22 protein-coding genes are annotated in these 18,423 nt (G+C 50.7%); 8 read left to right on the forward strand and 14 right to left on the reverse strand.

Going from position 1 to position 18,423, the window contains the following annotated elements; translation table 11 throughout:
• Positions 1-201, forward strand: a 201-nt coding sequence (locus ACYZYZ_RS01630; RefSeq protein ID WP_461483000.1) for a FixH family protein, incomplete at its 5' end; no start/stop codon positions are given.
• Positions 202-231: 30 nt separating this feature from the next.
• Complete coding sequence (locus tag ACYZYZ_RS01635; RefSeq protein ID WP_461483001.1) at positions 232-366, forward strand: DUF3149 domain-containing protein; 135 nt, start codon at positions 232-234, stop codon at positions 364-366.
• A 112-nt stretch (positions 367-478) separates the two neighbouring features.
• On the opposite strand, the gene ACYZYZ_RS01640 is transcribed toward ACYZYZ_RS01635, so the two are convergent.
• The 9 genes from ACYZYZ_RS01640 to cydP all read right to left on the reverse strand — a co-directional run bounded on the left by ACYZYZ_RS01640 (position 479) and on the right by cydP (position 5,735).
• Positions 479-910, reverse strand: coding sequence for a DUF2141 domain-containing protein (locus ACYZYZ_RS01640; protein WP_461483002.1), 432 nt, complete (start codon positions 908-910; stop codon positions 479-481).
• 69 nt (positions 911-979) lie between these two features.
• Complete coding sequence (locus ACYZYZ_RS01645) at positions 980-1,564, reverse strand: rhodanese-like domain-containing protein (protein WP_461483003.1); 585 nt, start codon at positions 1,562-1,564, stop codon at positions 980-982.
• A gap of 39 nt (positions 1,565-1,603) precedes the next feature.
• Positions 1,604-2,020 carry a hypothetical protein gene (locus tag ACYZYZ_RS01650; RefSeq protein WP_461483004.1) on the reverse strand — a complete coding sequence of 139 codons (417 nt, stop codon included), beginning with the start codon at positions 2,018-2,020 and terminating at the stop codon, positions 1,604-1,606.
• 22 nt (positions 2,021-2,042) lie between these two features.
• A complete protein-coding gene (locus tag ACYZYZ_RS01655) occupies positions 2,043-2,381 on the reverse strand; it encodes a cyd operon YbgE family protein (protein WP_461483005.1) in 339 nt (112 codons plus the stop codon).
• On the reverse strand, positions 2,320-2,463 hold the full coding sequence (gene cydX, locus ACYZYZ_RS01660) for a cytochrome bd-I oxidase subunit CydX (protein ID WP_461483006.1): 144 nt from the start codon (positions 2,461-2,463) through the stop codon (positions 2,320-2,322). Before cydX ends, ACYZYZ_RS01655 begins: the two co-directional genes overlap by 62 nt.
• Positions 2,464-2,483: 20 nt before the next feature.
• Positions 2,484-2,810 (reverse strand): NifB/NifX family molybdenum-iron cluster-binding protein, encoded by a 327-nt coding sequence (locus ACYZYZ_RS01665; protein WP_461483007.1) that lies wholly within the window; start codon positions 2,808-2,810, stop codon positions 2,484-2,486.
• Positions 2,811-2,820: 10 nt separating this feature from the next.
• On the reverse strand, positions 2,821-3,960 hold the full coding sequence (gene cydB, locus ACYZYZ_RS01670; RefSeq protein ID WP_461483008.1) for a cytochrome d ubiquinol oxidase subunit II: 1,140 nt from the start codon (positions 3,958-3,960) through the stop codon (positions 2,821-2,823).
• A gap of 18 nt (positions 3,961-3,978) precedes the next feature.
• Positions 3,979-5,544 (reverse strand): cytochrome ubiquinol oxidase subunit I, encoded by a 1,566-nt coding sequence (locus ACYZYZ_RS01675; RefSeq protein ID WP_461483009.1) that lies wholly within the window; start codon positions 5,542-5,544, stop codon positions 3,979-3,981.
• Positions 5,541-5,735 carry a cytochrome oxidase putative small subunit CydP gene (gene cydP / locus ACYZYZ_RS01680; RefSeq protein ID WP_461483010.1) on the reverse strand — a complete coding sequence of 65 codons (195 nt, stop codon included), beginning with the start codon at positions 5,733-5,735 and terminating at the stop codon, positions 5,541-5,543. Before cydP ends, ACYZYZ_RS01675 begins: the two co-directional genes overlap by 4 nt.
• 120 nt (positions 5,736-5,855) lie before the next feature.
• Between cydP and ACYZYZ_RS01685 the strand changes: the two genes are divergently transcribed.
• Complete coding sequence (locus ACYZYZ_RS01685) at positions 5,856-7,193, forward strand: sigma-54 interaction domain-containing protein (RefSeq protein ID WP_461483011.1); 1,338 nt, start codon at positions 5,856-5,858, stop codon at positions 7,191-7,193.
• Between the two features lie 61 nt (positions 7,194-7,254).
• On the opposite strand, the gene ACYZYZ_RS01690 is transcribed toward ACYZYZ_RS01685, so the two are convergent.
• From ACYZYZ_RS01690 to ACYZYZ_RS01700, 3 genes are all read right to left on the reverse strand, one after another.
• Positions 7,255-7,887 (reverse strand): cytochrome b/b6 domain-containing protein, encoded by a 633-nt coding sequence (locus tag ACYZYZ_RS01690; RefSeq protein ID WP_461483012.1) that lies wholly within the window; start codon positions 7,885-7,887, stop codon positions 7,255-7,257.
• Positions 7,880-9,535, reverse strand: a complete 1,656-nt coding sequence (locus tag ACYZYZ_RS01695) for a tetrathionate reductase family octaheme c-type cytochrome (RefSeq protein WP_461483013.1) — start codon at positions 9,533-9,535, stop codon at positions 7,880-7,882. The genes ACYZYZ_RS01690 and ACYZYZ_RS01695 overlap by 8 nt, the downstream gene beginning before the upstream one ends.
• 173 nt (positions 9,536-9,708) lie before the next feature.
• Complete coding sequence (locus ACYZYZ_RS01700; RefSeq protein ID WP_461483014.1) at positions 9,709-10,089, reverse strand: rhodanese-like domain-containing protein; 381 nt, start codon at positions 10,087-10,089, stop codon at positions 9,709-9,711.
• A 123-nt stretch (positions 10,090-10,212) separates the two neighbouring features.
• Between ACYZYZ_RS01700 and ACYZYZ_RS01705 the strand changes: the two genes are divergently transcribed.
• Positions 10,213-12,249 (forward strand): c-type cytochrome, encoded by a 2,037-nt coding sequence (locus tag ACYZYZ_RS01705; protein ID WP_461483015.1) that lies wholly within the window; start codon positions 10,213-10,215, stop codon positions 12,247-12,249.
• A gap of 72 nt (positions 12,250-12,321) precedes the next feature.
• Here ACYZYZ_RS01705 and ACYZYZ_RS01710 read toward each other — a convergent pair whose 3' ends face one another.
• Both ACYZYZ_RS01710 and ACYZYZ_RS01715 read right to left on the reverse strand, forming a co-directional pair.
• A complete protein-coding gene (locus ACYZYZ_RS01710; protein WP_461483016.1) occupies positions 12,322-12,765 on the reverse strand; it encodes a universal stress protein in 444 nt (147 codons plus the stop codon).
• Between the two features lie 10 nt (positions 12,766-12,775).
• Positions 12,776-13,555 (reverse strand): helix-turn-helix domain-containing protein, encoded by a 780-nt coding sequence (locus ACYZYZ_RS01715; RefSeq protein WP_461483017.1) that lies wholly within the window; start codon positions 13,553-13,555, stop codon positions 12,776-12,778.
• 11 nt (positions 13,556-13,566) lie between these two features.
• On the opposite strand from ACYZYZ_RS01715, the gene hemN reads away from it, so the two are divergent.
• The 4 genes from hemN to ppa form a co-directional block, all read left to right on the forward strand.
• The gene (gene hemN / locus ACYZYZ_RS01720; RefSeq protein ID WP_461483018.1) at positions 13,567-14,967 is read left to right on the forward strand and encodes an oxygen-independent coproporphyrinogen III oxidase; all 1,401 of its coding nucleotides are present in this window, start codon (positions 13,567-13,569) and stop codon (positions 14,965-14,967) included.
• A gap of 7 nt (positions 14,968-14,974) precedes the next feature.
• Positions 14,975-15,655, forward strand: coding sequence for a sulfite exporter TauE/SafE family protein (locus ACYZYZ_RS01725; protein ID WP_461483019.1), 681 nt, complete (start codon positions 14,975-14,977; stop codon positions 15,653-15,655).
• An 8-nt stretch (positions 15,656-15,663) separates the two neighbouring features.
• Positions 15,664-17,829, forward strand: a complete 2,166-nt coding sequence (locus ACYZYZ_RS01730) for a heavy metal translocating P-type ATPase (protein ID WP_461483020.1) — start codon at positions 15,664-15,666, stop codon at positions 17,827-17,829.
• An 85-nt stretch (positions 17,830-17,914) separates the two neighbouring features.
• The coding region (ppa, locus tag ACYZYZ_RS01735) for an inorganic diphosphatase (protein ID WP_461483021.1) at positions 17,915-18,423 on the forward strand (509 nt) is incomplete at its 3' end.

The raw sequence follows: 18,423 nt of genomic DNA on the forward strand, positions 1-18,423 counted from the left end.
GTTCATCCAACGCGTAAAGGCGAAGATCAGACCATCATGCTGAAGCGAGAAGGGCGGGTGTTTAGTGGTCCGCTGACGGGTAATCCTGGGACTGGCCGTTGGAACGTTGTGATCGAAGACCCGCTGGCTGGCTGGCGCATGGACGGTGTCTGGGATATTCAAACAAAAACAGGCGTTACGATTTTTGCACGGCCCCAATAATTTTATTTTGTTGATAGAAAGGAGCGCATCATGGCTTGGAAAGAACTGTTCACAACCGATGTTGGTCTCGGTAGTCTCGCTGTTATCGTTTTTGTTGTTGGCATGTCGATCTTCTTCGGTCGCATGTTTAATAAGAAAATGAACGAAAAACCAACCGACGAGTAATTAGTCGCTAGCGGTAAAAAAGCCCGCCAGGAAAATCATCCTGTCGGGCTTAGTTATTTGTAAAGGCGCAATTTTTACCCTGTGTGGGTTGAAAAGACTTGGGGTTTGTCCGCTAGTATCTCATATCGATCGTCTGACTATAGGTTTCTGGTATGGCGAATGCGCATTCATCAAATGACGGCTTGCCAAAGGCCTTGATGTTATTCGATAGCCCGTAACCTTCAATCGGGATCATGCCGAAGCGCTTATTCATCTGGCCATCGTTGTTTTCATCGTGGAATACGATCAGAGCGTATTGGCCAGCGGGTAAATCAGTGAATTTAAGCAACACAATACCTGATTGTGCGGTTGCTGAAGTATGAGCCAGCGCTTTAGCCTCCTTGGGAAAGCCATCTGATGGTCTAAAAATGCCCGCTCGGACTGTTCCCTGATCATCACGAATCCCATTAACGGTGATTTCTAGAGAATTACCTGCGGCTAGTACGCATGTGTTCAACATGAGAAAATTGACGAAAGCAAAAAACCGCTGATAAGTTATATACATTGTATTAATTATTAGGTTTCAAATTAATGGATCAGTAAAGAGCTGATCAAGTCAGCTCTTGTTAATGGATTATTCAAGATACATCTTGGATCGATCGAGTTTGTAGCTCCAGGGTAGTCCGGAGTTCTTCCAGCCGTTGACCTGCCGCCAGTTCTTTTTAGGACCTTCTTTGACGGTGTCCCCTTCAAAGCCATCCACAACAACGTAGACCTGCTTGTAGCTCTTGCCATCTAGTGCCTTGGCACTCGGCGCGCCACGCTCACCCCCTGATCGACACATCAGAACAACTTTGTCATCCTTGCTCAAGCCTCGCTCTTTGAGTGCTTGGGAAATTTTGGATTCAAAGTCTTTATTGGGTTCCATTGCGTAGACATTTTTCTTGTCATTCCATTTGTGTGGATTGCTGATGAGGAATGGAATGTTGATGTCAACTGTGTCTGTAAACCCTGTAAACATGATTTCAATGGGATCGCGGACATCAACGAACAGGACTTTCTGTCCGTCGGCCCCCTTTTTCATCTCGTAGGCTTCCTTGGAATCAACATAGAGTCCCCATGGCGTTTGTCGATCAGGACTCTCTGGTGCTGGTGCAGCTATCGATGAGATCGAAACAGAAAGTAGCATCGCAGTCATCGCTAGTTTGCGAATGGTCATCTGTGCCTCCTAGACTTGGTAAATTTGTAATTGGCTCAATCAGAAACTGAAGACCTTGCGGTTGGGTTCGGTCATCTGCTTTGCCATAGCGTCCGGCTTGGCTGGCGAGATCGATTCCTTCAAGCTGTCAGGTGTATTGCCGCTATTAGGCAGATAGAGCGCGCAGACAGATACTTTTGCGCCTTTTTTCATAGCGCCATCCAACATTTGAGCAGGCGTCGCATTTGCTGGCTTGAGCGCCTTGCCAGCATTCGATTTCAATGCCATGTCACCGGCTTTGTCACACAAGAGAATGTTGACGCTATCGCCTTGCTCAAGCATCTTATTTGCCAGAACCATGGCCATGCCTTGAGTCATCGTGCTTTCTGAATGGACAATCAGTGTGACATTTGAAGTGTCGGCCTGAGCAGTGATTGAGGCAAATATCATCGTGGCAGCAATAATCGATTTTTTCATGAGACTTTCCTTTATGGGTGTATTAAAAAAATTTGAGATGAATCAGAGATGCAAACAGCGTGATAAAACATGCAGTTCCAGAAAAAAGGACCGCTAAAAATCTTGATTGAGGAATGAATCCCACCCCTCGGATAAAACCGCTCGCCATTGCCCAAAAGAGCAGATAAGTTGAAATTTTGTTGACGCCCCCGTGTTGGTTAACCAATACATTTGGATAGATGCTCAGAATCACCATGATGGCAATTGCACATAGCAACGGTAACCAGGCGATCTGGTTAGTGGCTTCGGATATATTTTTTTTATCCACGTCTTTGTGGATCATCTTCATGTTGCGGATGTGCCAGTGCAGCTTTGCGCGCATCAGCATTTTCCATCCACATGGCGTTGAGAATGGCGACGAGAATGGCGAATCCAACGCCGAGAACCCAGGCAAAGTACCACATGGTCTTTTTTCCTTTCCGGATCAGTTCGGCTGTTTTTTACCAGCCAGATAGTTCAAAACAGCAATATCAGGAGTGATATCTGCTACGAGATGCGTTACAACCCCTGCTTTAGCCAGCTTGTTACGAAGTGAGTCTCCGAGATTGGCTGTAATTAGCACATCAATGTCAGCCAGTTTGGCGGGTAAGTGAGATTGCATGGTGTGCAGAGTTTCGTCGATATCAAGTTCTATAAACTGCTTGTCGATATGCGTGCTGTCATCGGGCAGCTCGTAAAGCCAGAATTTTCTGCACCGTCCGGCATGAGCCGTGACCGATTTGGCATTCTGGCTGGTGATGGCGATTTTCATGAACGGATCCTTAATAGGCAGAATGATCGTTTTCTTTGATGTAAGCTAAAGTCACCTTGCCAGCCATGACTTTGTATGCCCAGCTGGTATAGATAATGATGATTGGCATAAAAATTAGTGTGGCAACAAGCATGATGCCGAGAGTCAGCTGGCTGGAGACGCTATCCCAAACCGTCAAGCTCGATCCAAAGTCTGTGGAGGAGGGCATTACAAACGGGAACATGGAGAACCCTGCTGTGCCAATGATGCCTACGATGGCGAGTGAAGAGGCCACAAAAGCTGCTAGGTTTTTTCCACGGCTAACAAGCAGCATGGCAAAAGGTACCATGACGTATACAGTGAGTGGCAAGAGCATAGTAGCTGGGTAGCGCTGGTAATTGGATAACCAGGCACCCGTTTCACGGATGACGCTTTTCCCAAGTGGATTGGGCAGTGCATTCGGATTGATTGATGAATCAATCACATAGCCAGGTATGGCTTGCCACAACCAGATTCCTGCCAGCGTAAACGTCAGAATTAGGAGCGTACCAAACAGGTAAACAGCCCTTTGTGAACGAAATCCAACGGTGCCTTCTGTTCTTAAGGATAGGTACACTCCGCCGTGAAATGTGATCATCGCTGTGGACACCAAGCCACAGAGCAGAGCAAATGGATTGAGAAGCCCCCAGAAACTACCGGTGTAATACGAAGCAAGGTTATTATCAAAATGGAAAGGCACCCCTTGTAGAAGGTTGCCGAATGCAACACCAAAGATCAGCGGCGGTACGGCCCCGCCCACAAAAAGACCCCAGTCCCAAGTCTTACGCCAGGTTGGATTGTCGATCTTGCTGCGATAGTCAAAACCGACTGGCCTGAAGAAGAGCGCCCAGAGCACAGCCAACATGGCCCAGTAAAATCCTGAAAAGGCTGTTGCGTAGACGAGTGGCCATGCGGCAAAAATAGCGCCGCCACCGGTAATAAACCAAACTTGATTGCCATCCCAGTGGGGTCCCACGGTGTTGATAACAACACGACGCTCGTCATCGGTTTTTCCAACGAATGGGAGCAAGGTGCCGACGCCCATGTCGTGTCCATCCATGATGGCGAAGCCCACGAGCAGAACACCAACCAAGAGCCACCAGATTATTTTCAATACGGCATATTCGAACATGACGAGACCTCTTGTTGGTTAGGCGTGTGTTGAGTGCGCAACTTCGTTATCGTAGCGGCCGGTGCCCAGGCTGCCTGGCCCCTGCTTTGCAAATCGGATCATCAGATACATCTCGACAATCAGCAGTAGGGTATAAAAACCGATAAATCCTGCCAGTGAGCCGTACAGGCTTTCGACACTGAGTGTAGAGACTGACATGTGTGTGGGAAGCACACCGAAGATAGTCCACGGCTGGCGACCGTATTCAGCAACAAACCAACCAAGTTCAGCAGCGATCCATGGTGCAGGAAGGAAAATCAAAGCCCAGCGCAACAACCAGGGCTTCTGGTCGAATGTGCCCTTGACGGCGTACCAGGCGGCAAAAGCAAATAGAAGTAACATGGCAAAGCCCAGGCCAACCATGATCCTGAATGACCAGAACATGGGTGTCACCTTAGGTATTGTGTCGCGCGTTGCCTGGTCAATCATGGCATCAGTCGCATCGGAGACATTGGTTGTGTACTTGCGAAGTAATAAGCCGAAACCAAGGTCTTCTTTATGTGCTTCGAACAAAGATTTGGCGTTGGTATTGCTTTCATTTTTACGTAAAGCTTCGAGAGCTGTCACCGCCTTTATGCCTGAGATAATTCGCTCACGGTTTTTGGCCATGATTTCCTTGATGCCTGGAATTTCTTTGTCCAGAGAACGGGTACCAATAAGCCCCATGACATAGGGAATCTCGATAGCATAATCGTTGCGCATTTCCTTTTCATTAGGCAGTGCAAATAGATTGAAGCTGGCTGGTGCAGGCTCTGTTTCCCACATGGCTTCCATGGCTGCCAGTTTTGTCTGCTGGGCTTCTCCAACGGTGTAACCCGATTCATCGCCCAGAACGATGGTGGAAAGGATGGAGGCTAGACCGAATGCAGCCGCGATATTGAAGCTTTTTCGAGCAAACTCAACATTGCGCTTCTTGAGCAGATACCAAGAAGATATTGCTAGAACAAACATGGAGCCTGTGACGTAACCAGCCGAAACCGTGTGAACAAATTTTGCCTGCGCATCAGGGTTAAACAGAACGGCAGCAAAATCGACCATTTCCATCCGCATCGTGATGTAACTGAATTCCGATCCAACAGGATTTTGCATCCAGCCATTGGCAATTAGAATCCACAGTGCTGAAAGATTTGTGCCCACGGCCATGAGCGTGGTGACCAAGAGATGCTGTTGGCGAGAGAGTCGATCCCAGCCAAAAAAGAAGAGGCCGATGAACGTGGACTCTAAAAAAAACGCCATTAAGCCTTCAATGGCCAGAGGCGCACCGAAAATATCGCCCACGTAATGTGAGTAGTAGGCCCAGTTCGTTCCAAACTGGAATTCCATCGTAATACCTGTGGTGACGCCAAGGGCAAAGTTGATGCCAAAGAGCTTGCCCCAGAAGCGGGTCATGTCCTTATAGATGGTTTTTCCGGTCATGACGTAAACGCTTTCCATGATGACCAGAATCCACACCATGCCGAGCGTTAAGGGCACAAAAAGAAAGTGATACAAGGCTGTTGCAGCGAACTGAAGTCGCGATAAGTCTACAAGTTGGTCGCTAATCACAGTGACTCCCCGGTTTTTGAATGCTTGGATGCAGTGGAGGTTTCAGGCCATGCAGCCTCAATGTCAACGTTGGCACGTTGATCCTTGAAAAAGAACCACCAGATCGTCATGAGTATGAGTAGCTTGATGACAACGACCAGCACAAGCTCGTTTCTGAGTTTGACGTCTGGGCTCTTGAGACTCTTTTTCATGCCGGATTTAATGCAATTTATGTGCCAACCGTTGGGCGCGCTGTAACCAACTGTTTTATAGACACATTTGTCATCTTTGTGTCCACTGTCGCAGGGGTTTGTCGTGTAACAGCTGAATATATGGCACGAAATGGCAGAAACTGGCAGAATCTGCAGATGGCACAAACCCGTATCCCCGGCTTGCTGGAACAGGTCATATCCAGTCTGCACGAACCCTATGTCCTGATTGATCAGGACTATGTTGTGCGCTTTGCCAATGAGGCGTACCTGCATCTCCATCAAAAGGGGTCGCTAAACGGGCTGGTAGGAAAACATTGTTATGAAATTTCGCATGGGTACCAGCTACCCTGCGATCAGTCCGGTGAAAGTTGCCCTTTATCACTGAGTAGGGACTCGGGTGCAACCGAGCGAGTCGTGCATATTCACAGGCACGCCGGTATTGATTTGTACGAAACGATTGAACTTACACCGCTAAAAAATCGTGAAGGTGAGACAGCGTACTTTCTTGAGCGGATTCAACCGCTTCATCACTTTAGCCCTTCTAGTCAGCATCAGGGGTTGACGGGTCGTGCACCGACTTTTGTCGCCATGCTTGATCAGTTACAACGTGTTGCGCCCACTGAAACCACCGTGCTGATTCAAGGAGAATCCGGCACAGGAAAAGAGTTGGTGGCACGCGCATTGCATGATTCCAGCAAGCGTTCGCTTAAACCTTACATCACCGTTGACTGCACGGGATTACCCGAAACCTTGATCGAAAGCGAGCTCTTTGGCCATGAAAAAGGTGCGTTTACCGGAGCTTATGCCCTCAAACGTGGTTTGGTAGAAGAGGCCGACGGTGGCACCCTGTTCCTTGACGAGATTGGTGATATTCCTCTGGGGTTGCAAGCCAAGCTTCTACGTTTTTTGGAAACCGGCATGTATCGTCGTGTAGGCTCCAATCAGGTGTTACATGCGGATGTGCGCCTAGTGTCGGCGACGCACCGCATTCTGAAGGACCTAGTCGCAACTAATGAATTCCGTAATGACTTGTATTATCGGGTCAGCGCATTCCCGATCTGGGTACCCAGGTTAACAGAGCGTAAGGAAGACTTGCCGTTACTGGTGGCCTCTTTACTCAAGCGGTTGCCCAAAGGTGACGCCTTTAAACTTGACAAAGCAGCGCTGAATCTTCTGGAAGCCTATCCATTTCCCGGGAATATCCGTGAACTCAAAAACATCCTCGAGCGAGCGGTCATTCTTTGCGATGGTCGCCTTATCACTCCGGCGCATCTGCCGCCGGAGGTCACAGGTTTTGTGGCCGCAGCGCATGACAATGTGTTAGCGAGCGGCAATGTAGCAGGGCGTATCGATGATATCGGGCAATTACTGCAGGAGGGTTTCACCCGGCAGGAAATTGCTGAAAAGCTTCAGGTGAGTGAACGGACAGTGTATCGAATATTAAAAGCACTCAAATAGAATGAGCCACGAAAAACGCCCCGCATAGCAGGGCGTCTCTTGGTCTTTATGAAGCCAGTATTTAATGGGTATGAGAGTGGCCGGATGACTCAGATTCTTCCCAACCAGTGATCATGGCTTTGATGTGTGCGGTCAATGTGTGGCCTGTAGTGGTGAGGTAGACATGGATGAAGAAGAAGGCGGTCATCAAGAAGGCGCCCAGTGTATGGGCGACAGCGACCCATTCTAGTGACAGGTAGTTGCTCAATCCCCAGCTTGTCCAGTCACCGTAAAAGAGATAAAGCAACCCGGATATCCAGATAAGTGGGGATATCATGGCCAGCAAAGCCAGGTAAGCCAGACGTTGTAACGGATTGTGTTTCTGCTGTGCTGTTTTGTGGAATGGATGAGGGGCACCTGTAAAAATACCGATGGTGTAATAGCGAATCATCGCTGTCACATTCTTAAGCGATGGCTTGTATTGTTTCCACTCGCCTGTTGTGAATTGCCAGAAGATTGTAAATGCCCACAACGTTATCAAGGCCCAAGCTGCCATCGTATGAACTTGCACGGCTTTCCCAAAACCTAGTAGCGAATACGTACCGTGGATCTCGAATCCGGTAATCATCATGGCAATAACCAAAAGGGCCTGAGACCAGTGCCAGAATCTCTCGTACCGTTTGTAAATGTAAATTCTGGGTTGTTGATTAGTCATGATTTTTGTCCTTACGGCGACGGCTGATATATCGGACAGTCCCGTGGAATGCCCCTGCACCGATGGATCCTGCAACAGCCAACCAGCCCAGGGTGTCAATAATCGGATTGTAGTCTCTACCTGGAATATAAATATCTTTGATCTCTGCAAGACGGTTGTCAGGGTTCCTCGAGTGACACTCGGCGCACTTCACCACATCTTCCTTCGGTGCAACCATGTGCGTGATGAACCAGTTCATACGCGTTTCTATAAAGCCATATTTGCCGCTGTAAGGTAGCTCGGCATATTCCATACCGGCTTTAATCGATTTGTCGTAGTCGAAGTTTTCCCAGAATGAGGTGTCATCCTTGCCATAGACATGATTCACAATCAATGTCTTGTTGACCACATCGTAAGGTTGTTTGCCGACCATCACCTTAAATGGCCATATCCGTGCCTTGGGATCACTGGCCGAGCCTTCAACGGCATTTAGATCAAGGATTTTCGTGTCATCAATCTTATCTGTGATCGTGACTTGTTTTACGGTGCCGTTGTACCACTTGTAAGTGGGTATGACGTTCTCGCCATACTTAAAATCACCTTTTTCTGCAGAGTAGATCATATGACCATGTTCATCCTTGATGAACAAAGGCTTGCCATCAGCATCACGTTTACCAGCGGTTGACCAGTCCCAAAGGGTTTTTGTACCAATGCCACCGCGGGCAAACGCGGGTATATGGCAGGTTTGGCAGGCAACACGGTTGGTGTGATTGTTAACGACGGTTTCCTTGTGTGGTGCATTGCCGTGACAGGACTCGCAAGTTGCACGGTTTTTGTAATCTCCAATGGGGGTGTCCATTCCATGCGGGTCTTTTGCCTTGGTTGTATAACGGCTGCCAGACACCTGATGCTTGTTAAAGGTGTGGCAATCCGCACAACTCATGTTGGCGCCCTCTGAGGACATGTGGACATCAAGCTTTCTGGAGGGTTTGATCAAAGAAGTGTCAAGATCGCCATGTTTGACAGCATCGCCACCGCCACCATTGAAATGGCAGGCACCGCAATTCTTGCGACCTGGTTTGCCCACGTGTTGGGCAATTTTGGTCAAATCAGGTGGCTGGATAATCTTGCCGCTGCCTTTAGGAAGCTCGCGTGGCTCATACAGAGGGTGTCCGGCATCTGTGGCAATCTTCTTGTAGGTGCCTGTCGTGTCGTGGCAGGCTAGGCAATCTACGTTATCCTGATTGGAAAAGTCGTAATTCTTATCTTTCCAGTTATAGCCGGCATGGCAGCTGGTGCAGCGGGGCTCGTTGGAAAGTATGGATCCACAGAAATTGTTAGCCGCATGCTGCTTACCAAGTTTTCTGCCATCTTGGGGATTTACCGCTTCCCATTTCCAGTGGATGCTTTCCATCACCTGGTGACCCGCCATGTTATGACATTGCAGACAGGCCTTGGTAACTTCTGGACCTGTTTTGAAAGGTCCCTTGAGTGCGGGGAGGGTGCTGTGGTCAGTAGTTGATGCGGGAAGCTTGCTATTGCCTGCAAAAGACACGTCGACACTGTTAGTTGTCGTTAAGGCGGGGGTTGCAATCACGCCAGTGCTACTAGCTAACACGGTTAACGTGACGGCCAAGCCTAATGCGACTCTAAAGATTGGGTATTTCATCACGACCCTACGATATATAAACACATATATCGATTGTACGACAGTATACGTAAATGCATATTGATGTAGATCAATAAATCGGGTGTTTTTTAGAGAACAGGTAGAAACCAGGACAAAGGGTCTGATGCGCGAACCCTCCGCCTTGGTCATCGCGGCTCGTCAAAGACGAGCCATCATTCGAACGATAGTGATTTTGGTGTTTCTGTTGGTAGGCCGCTCGCACACCATGCGTCAAATCCACCGGCAACACTTCTGACATTTGAAAAGCCGAGTTTTTGTAGGGCTTCCGCTGCCAGCGCCGCGCGGCCACTTGTTTTGCAGTAAATGAGAATTTCTCGTTGACGATCCGTCAGGGTAGGTTCCTGGCTCATGCGAAATTCCAGAATGCCTCTTGGAATATTTGTGGCTGATGGCAAGTGGCCAAGTTGGTATTCTTCAGGTTCTCTGACGTCTAGAACCAAGGGTTTTGCAGCTAATGCTGAAAGTGCATCCTCTAATGAAATCTCATAAATATGCTGCTTAGCTTCAAGCACGAGGTCGTGTGCAGTTTTCATGTCTGTTCCTTTTGTTTGATCTACGTCAAAAAATTGCAAAAAAGATTGGGGCTAATAGTATTTCGCCAAACAATATATAAACAACGATAGTAACATCGGCCTACCTAAAATGTGAGGTCAGTAATGAAAATCTATCGTTTGACGGCTTTCTTTGCCGTTTTCATCTTGTACGGGACTGCCAATGCGGCCTCTCCACAGCTTGAAGCAAGCCAGGCAGATCAAGTCAAGCGAGGTGCCTATCTGTCTACCTTGGGTGACTGTGTTGCTTGTCATACAAAAGCTGGTGGTAAACCTATGGCGGGTGGTCTAGAGCTCAAAACCCCTTTCGGTAAACTGTACTCTACAAACATAACCCCGGATAGGAAAACTGGGATCGGGAGTTATTCATTTGAGCAATTTGATCGTGCAATGCGAAATGGGGTTGCAGCAGACGGTCATAATCTCTACCCGGCAATGCCATATCCGTCATACGCAAAGATGTCAGAGGATGATATGCGTGCGCTGTATGTGTACATGATGAAGGGTGTCGAGCCCGTTGAACAGGTGAATCAGGCTAATGATATGAAATGGCCATTCAGCATGCGTTGGGGCCTTTCAATATGGAACAAGTTGTTTTTGGATCAAAGCAAATTTGTGGAAGATCAATCTAAAGGTGAAGCTTGGAACCGTGGTGCGTATATCGTCCAAGGTCTAGGCCATTGCGGCTCCTGTCATACACCGCGTGGTTTGGCGTTCCAGGAGAAGACTATGAGTCAATCCGGCAAAGATGGTCACCTGTTTCTGGCGGGCTCAACGGTGGATGCATGGCATGCAGTTAGTTTAAGAGATATTTGGACAGAGTCTGATATCGTTGAGTTTCTAAAAACTGGTCAAAACAAGCATGCGACAGCATTTGGCACGATGACTGAAGTCATCGGATTAAGTACACAGCATTTTACGGATACTGATCTTAAGGCGATTGCAACATATCTCAAGTCGTTGCCATCAAATACTAAAAAGGAAAGCCTGGCGGCTAAACCTGCTTTTGTGGCTCAGGCCGTTGGGGATAAACTGTACAAGACGCCTGGCGGTCTTGGTTATGACCAATTTTGCGCGACTTGCCATCGTAAAGACGGCTTGGGGGTGCCAGGATTGTTCCCACCGCTTGCCGGAAACCGGTCAATTCTGTCTGATGATCCTACGTCAGCAATCCACGTCACTATTAGCGGATGGAAATCGGCATCTACGAAAGATAAACCACGAGTTGTTGGAATGCCGGAATTTGGTCAACTGACGGATGAAGAGCTTGCAGACATCATCACATTCATGAGAACAACATGGGGTAATCAGGCATCGCACGTTAATGCTAGTCAGGTAAAGAAAGTGCGTGATCAACTTGATTTGTCGAAGCCGGAACAGACTAAGTTTTCAACGCCAAGGTTTTCATCAATGTTGGAAACTGCAAATGCTGATCAGGTTATTTATGGCATGCGTCTAATGACCGAAACCAAAGCATTACTGCCGGACAATGTTGGTAATGGGCTTAATTGTAGTAGCTGTCATCTGAATGGAGGGACAGTCGCCAAAGCCTCACCGTTTGTTGGCGTTGCAGCTCAGTTTCCACGCTATGCTGCCCGTGCGGGGCGCGAAATTGATTTGCAAGATCGAATTAATGGCTGCTTTAAACGTTCCATGAACGGGAAGCCCGTGCCTAAAAAATCCAAAGAAATGCAGGCTATGGTTGCTTATTTTAAGTGGATGAACAACGGGTACAAGATGGACGAAAAAATACCGGGTCGGGGTATTGGCAAGATTGATAACTCGATCATTCCCGATCCGAAAAATGGCAAGAAAATCTATGAGGCACAATGTGCTGTTTGCCATGGTAGTAATGGGCAAGGCGTTCAGAAGCCTGATGGTTCGTATATCTTCCCAGCGGTATGGGGAGAGGACTCTTTCAACATCGGCGCAGGTATGGCACGTACCTACACAGCAGCGGCTTTCATAAAGAGCAATATGCCAATGGGGCACTCAACTAAATTCCCTTTAGGTCACGGAGGCCTTTCGGATCAGGAAGCTGTTGATGTTGCTGAGTATTTCTCACATATTAAGCGACCTGACTTTCCTGAAAAAGTAAACGATTGGCCAAACGGTGAAAAACCCAAAGATGCCCGCTATTAACGTGATGCATTAGGAATGAAAAGCCCGGCCAGTTGAAACTGAGCCGGGCTTTTTCGTTATGCGTGTTGTGTATTAGCGATAGACGAGTACCGGGATTTTCGAGTGTGTCAGTACCTTCTGGGTTTCGCTACCAAGTAACAGCCCGGTGATTCCCCGACGGCCATGTGAAGCCATAAAAATCAGATCGCACTGTTTTTGCTCGGCCGTGCTGATGATTACGTCATAAGGCACATCGCTGGTTTCCGTCACCGTTGTGGTGGTAATACCGGCAGCGGCACAGATTTCTTCAGCAGATTTGAGGTTGCGATGGGCAATGGTATTGGTCAGTTTGCTGAATTCTTCTGGGGTGGTGGGGTCAATCATGGCACCGTCACCATAGTAGCTCACGGGATATTCAGGTTTGACGAAGAGCAATGTCACTAAAGCCCGGATCTCGCTGGCGAATTCAGCGCCTTTGCGGACGGCCATCAGCGAAAGTTCTGAGCCATCAATGGGTATGAGCAGATGCTTGAACATGGTATTCATCCTAGTGAGGGTGTTTGCCAGAAGCGATAAGCGCTAGTGCTTCAGGGTTGGTCACGTGAAGGTGGCGCGTTTGAACATCAACGAGGCCATCTTCCTGGAAGCGAGAGAAGAGCCGCGAAACGGTTTCTAATGAGAGCCCCAGATAACTGCCGATTTCTTCCCGTGTCATTCTTAAAACGAATGAGTTAGGGGAGTAACCCAATGCCGCGAATCGTTTACCCAGATCCATCAGAAATGCAGCAAGGCGGGACTCGGAGCGGAGGTTGGCCAGGATCTGGAATGCTGTTTGATCCTGAACAATCCGTTGGCTCATCAGTTTATTGAGATGGGCATGTAGCGTTGGGAGGTTGCTGGCTAATTCATCCACGCTGCCGTAGGGCACCATGCATACCTCGCTGCCTTCCAGCGCGATCGCCTGGCAGGCATGAAAGCCACTGCCAATACCGTCTAGACCAAGAATTTCACCGGTCATTTGAAAGCCGGTAATCTGATCACGTTGCTGTTGGCTGGGCAGCAAGGTCTTGAAAAAACCACTTCGCACAGCATAGATTGCATTGAAAGGTTCGCCCACTTCATAGAGCGCTTCACCCCGCTTGAGTCGGCGTCTGGTCGGGAACCACTGCTCCAGTGATTCCAGCTGCGCTGTGTTCAGCGCGGGCGGATGACAGACGGGGTTCATGTCACAATGCTGGCAATGTGCCTTGGCTTCCGCAACAAGACCCTGCAGATCGTTGCCACACGATGAACTCTGGCAATTCTGTTGTTCTGGCTTTGTAGACATATAATTATGCTATGAACAATTCAACTCATTCTCTGGTGGATCGCGATCTCTGTCGACGTTTTGACATCAGCGGACCACGCTATACATCGTACCCGACGGCTGACCGGTTTGAATCTAATCCCGGCCATCAGTTGCTGGTTGATGCTTTGCAGCAACGCCCCGCGTCTGATCAGCCGCTTTCATTATATGTCCATCTCCCGTTCTGTAGCACGGTCTGCTACTACTGCGGGTGTAACAAGGTCATCACCAAGGATCACAACAAATCCTCGCGCTATCTGGATTATCTGGAGCGTGAAGTTGATATGCAGCTGGCATCGTTGGCTGGTTCGAGGCAGGTCGCCCAGTTGCACTGGGGGGGAGGTACCCCAACCTTCCTCTCCGATGAGGAAATGATGCGATTGATGGGGATTCTGCGTAGCCGCTTCGAGTTTTTGCCGGATGGTGAGTATTCGATCGAGATTGATCCTCGCTCCGTGGATCCTCGGCGCGCCCATCTGCTGGCTGAACTGGGCTTTAACCGGATGAGTCTCGGGATTCAGGATTTTGATCCGCAGGTTCAAGAGGCCGTGAACCGGCATCAGACGTTCGAGCAAACGCGTGATGTGCTGCTTGCTGCCCGTGATGCGGGTTTTAAGTCTGTATCGGTTGATCTGATCTACGGGCTGCCACGTCAGACCCTGGAAGGTTTTCGAGCAACGCTGGAGAAAACGCTCAGCCTTTTGCCCGACCGGATTGCGTTGTACAGCTATGCGCACCTGCCTCAAATCTTTATGCCACAACGCAGGATTCATGAGACCGAGCTGCCTAAAGCCGAAGAGAAACTGTCCCTTATGGCCATGGCAATTGAAACGCTGGTTGACGCCGGTTACGTCTTCATCGGGATGGATCACTTTGCCCGACCGGATGACGAACTGGCGTTGGCGCAACAGGCCGGAAAACTGCATCGCAACTTCCAGGGCTATTCGACACATGCCGAACTTGATCTGCTGGCCTTTGGCGTATCGGCCATTGCCAAGGTCGGCCCGGTGTATGCACAAAACGCAAAAACTTTGGATGACTATTATGGTGATCTGGACGCGGGGCATCTCCCCGTGCGTCGTGGTTACCGGATGAATGACGACGACGCACTACGCCGCGCCGTGATTCAGGAGCTGATGTGCCACTTCGGCCTTGATTTCGCCAAGGTCTCCCAGTCGTGGTCCATCGATTTTGCCAGTTACTTTGCCGATGCACTCGAACAGCTACAGCCACTGGCCGAGGCGGGCCTTTTGCAGATCAGCGCACAGCGTATTGACGTAATGCCCAAGGGCCGTTTGCTTGTGCGCATCCTTGCGATGGCTTTTGATGCATATCTCCAGGCAGACCGGAAAAAAGCCCCGGAAGGGCGGCAACGTTATTCGCGCGTGATCTAACACGGCAATGCCTGAATTAACACTTCTCTCTGCGATTGCTATTGGGTGGCTGGGAGGCGTGCATTGTTTAGGTATGTGCGGCGGCATCGTTAGTGCTTTGACACTTTCCGCACCGGAGGCGAGTCGTTCATCCATCTTACTGGCATATAACTTCGGTCGGTGTCTCACCTACATCGCTCTTGGTCTGCTCGCCGGTTCGCTAGGTCAATTGGGACTCCGGGCTTTGGGCGTTGCGCCCTCGTTGCTCTATGCCTTGGCGAATCTGTTGCTGATTGGGATGGGATTGTATCTACTCGGTTTGCCCTGGCTAGTCCGACCGCTCGAGCGTGGTGGTCAACACCTCTGGCGCCATGTCGAACCGTTGAGTCGTCGGCTCTTTCCTGTGAACACCGTGCCGCGTGCGTTTGGTATTGGCCTGCTCTGGGGGTTGTTGCCCTGTGGCCTGGTTTATAGCGCTCTTGCCACGGCTTTTGCCATCGGCTCACCCGTGCAGGGTGGGGTGTGGATGGCCGCGTTTGCGCTGGGTACGTTACCCAATCTTCTGTTGGCAGGTTGGGTTGGTGCCGGTACGTTGCAGCAACTGCGACAATCATCCGTGCGTTGGCTGGCTGGCTTGCTCGTAGCGGCTTGGGGGGCGTATGGTTTGTTCCTGCTGATTGCCCCGCAACTGAAGACCGTGAGTGCCTGAGGATGGGCATGACCGAACACCTCTTCAAAATCACCGGCCTACGTTGTGCCAACTGTGCCAATACGGCACGCAAAGCCCTCGAGCAGATCCGTGATGTGTCTGCCGAAGTGAACTTTGCGACGGAAGAAGCCATTGTTCGCGCGCCGGACCATGTGGGGGTTGCGCAGATCATCGAAGCCATCAAAGCGGCGGGCTACGGTGCTACGGAAATTCGTGATGACCTTGATGTTGCCGCCGCTGAAACCGATACGCTCGGTCGTGCCCGCTTCTGGCTAGCCGTGGTCTGTGCGTTGCCCCTGGTGTTGCAAATGCCGCTTGGTTTACTGGGCATGCACGACCATTTGTCTGCGACTTGGCAGTTGATCTTGGCTACACCGGTGCAAGTATGGGTCGCCTGGCCATTTTACCGGGGCGCCTGGCATGCGCTCAAGCTGCGCACATCCAATATGGATGTGCTGATCAGCCTAGGCACCCTGGCGGCCTATTCATATTCCCTGGTCCTCTGGTGGACCGATAGCCCAGGTGATGTGTACTTCGAAGCCTCGGTCGTTGTCATTACGCTGGTCATGGCGGGGAAGATTCTGGAGCATCGCGCGAAGCAATCCAGCGCATCGGCGATCACACGGTTGTTGCATCTGGCACCGAAGACGGCGTGGCAGCTCACAGCCTCCGGCGAGTTTGTGAGTGTGCCGCTTGCTGATGTTCGTCCCGGCGATCAGGTGCGCATTATGAGTGGCGAATCCGTACCTGTGGATGGCATCGTGGTCACAGGGCAATCCGCTGTGAGTGAAGCCATGCTCACAGGTGAGCCCGCGCCTGTCGAGAAGGCCGAAGGCGATAAAGTCTACGCCGGCACCCTCAATGGCGATGGCACGCTCATCTGCCGTGTTACGGGCGTAGGGCGCTCGACGGTGCTGGCGGGCATTGCCCGGCTGGTTTCACAGGCGCAGGGTTCACGCGCCCCGGTTCAAGCATTGGTTGATCGCGTCTCGGCCTGGTTCGTGCCGATGGTCGTGTTGATCGCGCTTCTAACTTTGCTTTATGGGGGGCTGCTTCTGACCGACTGGCAGACGGGGCTGGTGCGCGCCGTCGCCGTGCTTGTTATCTCATGCCCTTGTGCACTGGGTCTGGCAACGCCGACGGCGATTATGGTAGGCATCGGTGAGGGTGCCCGCCAGGGAATTCTGGTTCGTGATGCCGATGCTTTACAACGTGCAGCCTCGGCGGCGGTTGTGGTTTTCGACAAGACGGGCACGCTCACGCAAGGCCAGGTGCGGCTCACTGACGTGGTTAATGTGTCAGCGGGTCCTTTCGATCGAATGCAGGCGCTTGCTCTTGCGGCAGCGCTCGAAGCAGGCTCGGCGCACCCCATCGCGCATGCCGTGCGTGCCGCTGCCGATGAGTCAGCTATCAGCGCTTTGCCATCCGTAAGTAACTTCCGCACTGAAGCCGGCGTCGGCGTCTTCGGCCAGATCGACGGTGTGTGCTATGGCCTAGAGCGCTGGACCAATCAATTTGTGCAAGGTGGTGCAGACACCATCACTACGACCACCTCAGAGTTGATGGGCGAGGGCAAGAGTCTCTCGGTACTCACGTATGACGGACTACCGGCGGCGTTGCTGGCCTTTTCCGACACGCTGCGCCCTGATGCGATCGAAGCCATCAAGCGACTCAATCGACAGGGGCTGACGCCGGTGATGCTGACGGGTGATCAGCCCGAGGCAGCACGGGTTGTGGCAGCACAACTCGGTATCGACGACGTTCACGCAGGCATTATGCCGGCCGGTAAGGCGGGTGTGGTCAGCCAGCTCATGATGGCGCATCCGGCAGGTGCGATTATGGTAGGTGATGGCATCAATGATGCGCCAGCATTAGCATCGGCCTCTGTTGGGGTGGCGATGGGGAGCGGTATGGATATCGCCATGGAAAGTGCTGGCATCGTGCTCATGCATAACCGGCTGACCGGCGTGCCCGAAGCCGTCAGTCTGTCACGTCGTACACTGTCGAAAATCCGTCAGAATCTATTTTTAGCTTTTATTTACAATGTGTTGGCGATTCCACTGGCGGTGAGTGGTGCGCTCAGCCCCGTGATTGCCGGTGCTGCGATGGCGTGCTCGTCGATTTCTGTCGTCGGAAATTCACTCTTATTGCGTCGCAAGCAGCAAAAAGACTGATCAGAGGCTATAATTTTCGGGTTTGTAGCAATTCTGGGCGTGTACAACCGCACGTTCATACAACCACACCAAAAAGGGAGAAGACATGAACATCGATAACATTTCCATCGGCAAGGATGTCCCGAACGATTTCAACGTCGTTATCGAGATCTCGGCCAACGCCCCCGGCATCAAGTACGAACTGGACAAGGATTCCGGTGCTGTATTCGTTGACCGCTTCATCGCCACGCCGATGCACTATCCCTGCAACTATGGCTTTATTCCGTCGACCCTGTCGGAAGATGGTGACCCCGTAGATGTGCTGGTTGTTTCGCCGTACCCGCTGCCCCCGGGCGTGGTGATCCGCTGCCGCGCTATCGGCATGCTGGCCATGGAAGACGAAGCCGGTGAAGACGCCAAACTGGTCGCCGTCCCTGTTTCAAAGCTGACGGGTATCTATGACAAGGTTCAGAGCACAGACGATCTGCCAGAATTGCTGATCAAACAGATTACCCACTTCTTCGAGCACTACAAAGATCTGGAAGCTGGTAAGTGGGTTAAGGTCAAGGGTTGGAAAGATGCCGCTGCCGCCAAGGCCGAGATCACCTCGGGCGT

The organism is Porticoccus sp., from assembly GCA_023261185.1.
Lineage (GTDB): Bacteria > Pseudomonadota > Gammaproteobacteria > Pseudomonadales > Porticoccaceae > Porticoccus > Porticoccus litoralis.